The sequence below is a fragment of the Binatus sp. (SeqCode) genome, assembly GCF_036522015.1.
In the GTDB taxonomy this organism is placed as follows: Bacteria; Desulfobacterota; Binatia; order Binatales; family Binataceae; genus Binatus.
The window spans coordinates 1-3,359 of record NZ_DATDGQ010000078.1 but is presented as its reverse complement, the minus strand read 5'-3'; the positions used below and the strand labels follow the sequence as shown (position 1 = coordinate 3,359).

The 3,359-nt window shown below is 60.2% G+C and carries 2 protein-coding genes; both read left to right on the top strand.

The annotated features are described in order from the left end of the window. Positions 1–742: efflux RND transporter periplasmic adaptor subunit (locus VIW95_RS03320; protein ID WP_331583990.1), on the top strand; the 742-nt coding region annotated here is incomplete at its 5' end. Positions 743–754: 12 nt separating this feature from the next. Continuing rightward, a partial coding sequence (locus VIW95_RS03315; protein ID WP_331583989.1) for an efflux RND transporter permease subunit occupies positions 755–3,359 on the top strand: 2,605 nt, incomplete at its 3' end.

Sequence of the window (3,359 nt, the reverse complement as noted above, 5' to 3'; positions counted from 1 at the left end):
GGATTTCGCCCGCTACACACATCTGTTGGAGGAGCGCGTCGTTGCAAAGGCCGACTATGACGCCGTCAAACAGCAGTACGATTCGGCGCAGGCTGCGGTCGGCGCCTCGCAAGCCGCAGTCCAGCAAGCGCAGGTCGATCTCGACGATTGCAAGCTCAAATCGCCGATGAGCGCGCTGGTGCTCGATCGCAAGATCGAGGTCGGCACGCTGGTGTCGCCTAGCACCATCGGCTTTCAAATTGGCGATACAGGTAAGGTCAAAGTCGTCTTCGGCGTGCCGGGCGCGATTGTCGGCGAGTTGAAGCCAGGAGCGGAGATCTCGGCCACCGTTGACGCGTTCCCCGGCCAGACGTTCAAGGGCACGATTTCCAAAGTCGCCGCCGTCGCCGACCCCAACACGCGCGTGTTCGATGTCGAGGCGACGATTCCGAACCGCGACGCCCGTCTGCGCGTCGGTATGATTGCCGCGCTTCATCTGCCGTCCACCGCGCAAGCGCCGAGCATGATGGTGGTGCCGACGCGGGCAATAATCCGGCCGCCCGACGATCCGAAGGGCTACGCGGTGTACGTCACGGAGAAAGACGCCGACGGCAAACTGGTCGCACAGTTGAAGAAGGTCGAAATCGGTCCGGTGGTCGGCGACCAGGTGTCGATTGAGTCAGGGCTCGACGCCGGTGCGCAAGTGATAGTCAGGGGCGCCGATGTCGTGTTCAACGGCGCCAGCATCACCATCGTTCCCTAAGGTGCGATTCCAATGGCGCATCGACCTGACAACGAGATAGTCGCAACGACCCACAACACTGCGCGCTTCTTTACCGAGAACCGCCAGATTTCGTGGGTCGCACTCCTGGTCGTGATCGCATGGGGCATTTACGGCTACGACAAGATGCCCAAGCGCAAGGATCCTGATATCCCGGTAAAGGAAGCGCAGGTCATAACCGCATGGCCGGGTGTCAGCGCCGACCGCGTCGAGCAGCTCGTCACGCGCAAGATCGAGGAGAAACTCGCCGAGGTCTCCGAGGTTCGAGCGCCGTCGGCCGAAGAGTACTCGATCAAGTCGGTGACGTTCGACGGAATGTCGGTCGTCAACGTACAGGTTGACTACAACGTCAAGGACCTTAAGCCCATCTTCAACGAGATGGACTTGAAACTAAGAACCATCACGGACTTGCCCAAAGGCGCGGGACCGATTCAGTTCATCAGCGGCTTCGGCGATACTGCGGCGCTGATGCTGACGGTGGCCAGTCCGAAGGAAACCGAGGTCGCGATTTCGCTGCGCGCCAGGGAGATCGCAGCGGCTATTAAGGCGACTCGTGGCAGCGGAGTCGATGCGTCGAAGCGCGCGACTATAGTGGTCGCGTTTCCGATGAGTATCGATTCGCCAAACATCGGCGAGAGTGTGAGCGGGATTCTTGGACCGTGCCTGGCGAAGGGCGGCGCGCTCGGTGACATCCGTCCGATTTCTGGCAAAGGCTTCGTTGGACTGGACGGCATTGCGAATTCCGACGACGGGCTGCTGCGCGCCTTTACGGGATGCGTCACCGAAAAATACGGGTCAGCTTCATTCGATCCAGACCTCTGGCAGCCGGTCGTGATTCGTAATCCCGAGGACGCGCAGGCCCGGCTGGATACAGTCGCAGGCGACAAGTACAGCTTCCGTGAACTGGACGATTTCACCGATTTGATCAAGCGCGGGCTGACCGGAGTGCCGCAGGTATCGAAGATCCTAATCTCCGGAGACCTGCCGCGGTGGATCAATCTCGAGTATTCGCAGTTCAAGCTCGCCAGCTATGGCATCACACCGAGCAAAATCGCGCAGGTGCTGGCTGCGCGAAATATCGTGTCGCCCGGGGGCGAGCTCGAAACCAACGGCCGCAATCTGATTGTGCTGCCGTCGGGAGAGTTTAGAAACGAAAAGGACATTGGAGACGTAATCGTCGGCAAATCGGCAACCGGTACGCCTCTGTATCTTCGCGACCTCGTCACCATCACGAGCGGTTACCAGGACCCTGCGCGATATCTTAACTACTACACCGTGCGCGATTCCGCCGGCGGATGGCAGACGCATCGCGCGATCACCAGTGCGGTGCAAATGCGTTCTGGCGAACAGATTCACGCATTTGGCGAGAACGTCGATCACCAGTTGGCGCTGCTACGCCAGCAACTGCCGTCGGACCTGATTATGGCGCGAACCTCGGACCAGCCGCGCCAGGTCGAGGAAAACGTCGAGCTCCTCAATCATGCGCTCGAGGAAGCGATCGTGTTGGTCGTGGTGACGGCGCTGATCGGGTTCTGGGAATGGCGCTCGGCGCTGCTGATGGCGGTATCGATGCCTCTGACGCTTCTCATGACCTTCGGCTTCATGGACCTGGTTGGATGGGACATCCAGCAGGTCTCGATCGCGTCGCTGATCATCGCACTCGGCCTGCTGATCGACGACCCCGTTGTGGCCGGAGACGCAATCAAGCGCGACCTCGACGCGGGTCATCCTCGAATCATCTCCGCGTGGCTTGGACCGACCAAGCTGGCGCGCGCGATCCTTTATGCCACCATCACCAACATCGTCGCTTATTTGCCGTTCGGCCTGCTCAGCGGGGACACCGGCAAGTTCGTAGTCTCACTTCCGGTCGTGATGACGGCGTCTTTGATTGCCTCGCGGCTGGTCTCGATGACATTCATCCCGATGCTGGGTTACCTCTGGTTGCGTCCGGCGAAGAAAAAGCCGCTGCCGATCGAAGAGCGGCGCCGCCAGGGCTTCACTGGCTACTACTACCGCACGGGGCATTGGTGTTTGGAGCATCGATGGCTGACCCTGGCGGCCTCGATTGTCTTTCTGGTCGTGGGATTCAAGTTGGGCGGGCTGCTTAAGTCGGCATTCTTCCCGATCGATCTCCAGTTCCTATCCACCGTGGATATTTTTCTGCCCAATGGCACCGCGTTGAGTGAAACCACTCAGGCGGCGGCAAAGGCGCGCGAAGTAATTCAGCAGCAGGCGCATAAGGTCGACGTCGAGGAATCGGACGCCGAACATCCGAGCCACCTACTGAAGTCGCTCACCACCTTCGTCGGCGGCAGCGGTCCGCGTTTCTGGTACTCGCTGGCGCCCGAGCCAAAACAGGTCAACTATGCGCAAGTCGTGATCGAGATCGACGACAGGCGCAGAATGGCGCGCTTCGCAAAAGTCCTGCAGCCCGCGCTGACCGCGGCGATTCCCGGCGCTTACGTGGACGTGCAGGAATTGCAGACCAACGGCGCCAAGAATCCAATCGAGATTTTCGTAAGCGGCCGCGCGGAATCCACCCTCAGTGGCGAGACCGAGGACATCGCGACACTGCGCAAGCTCGCCAACAACGTCGAAA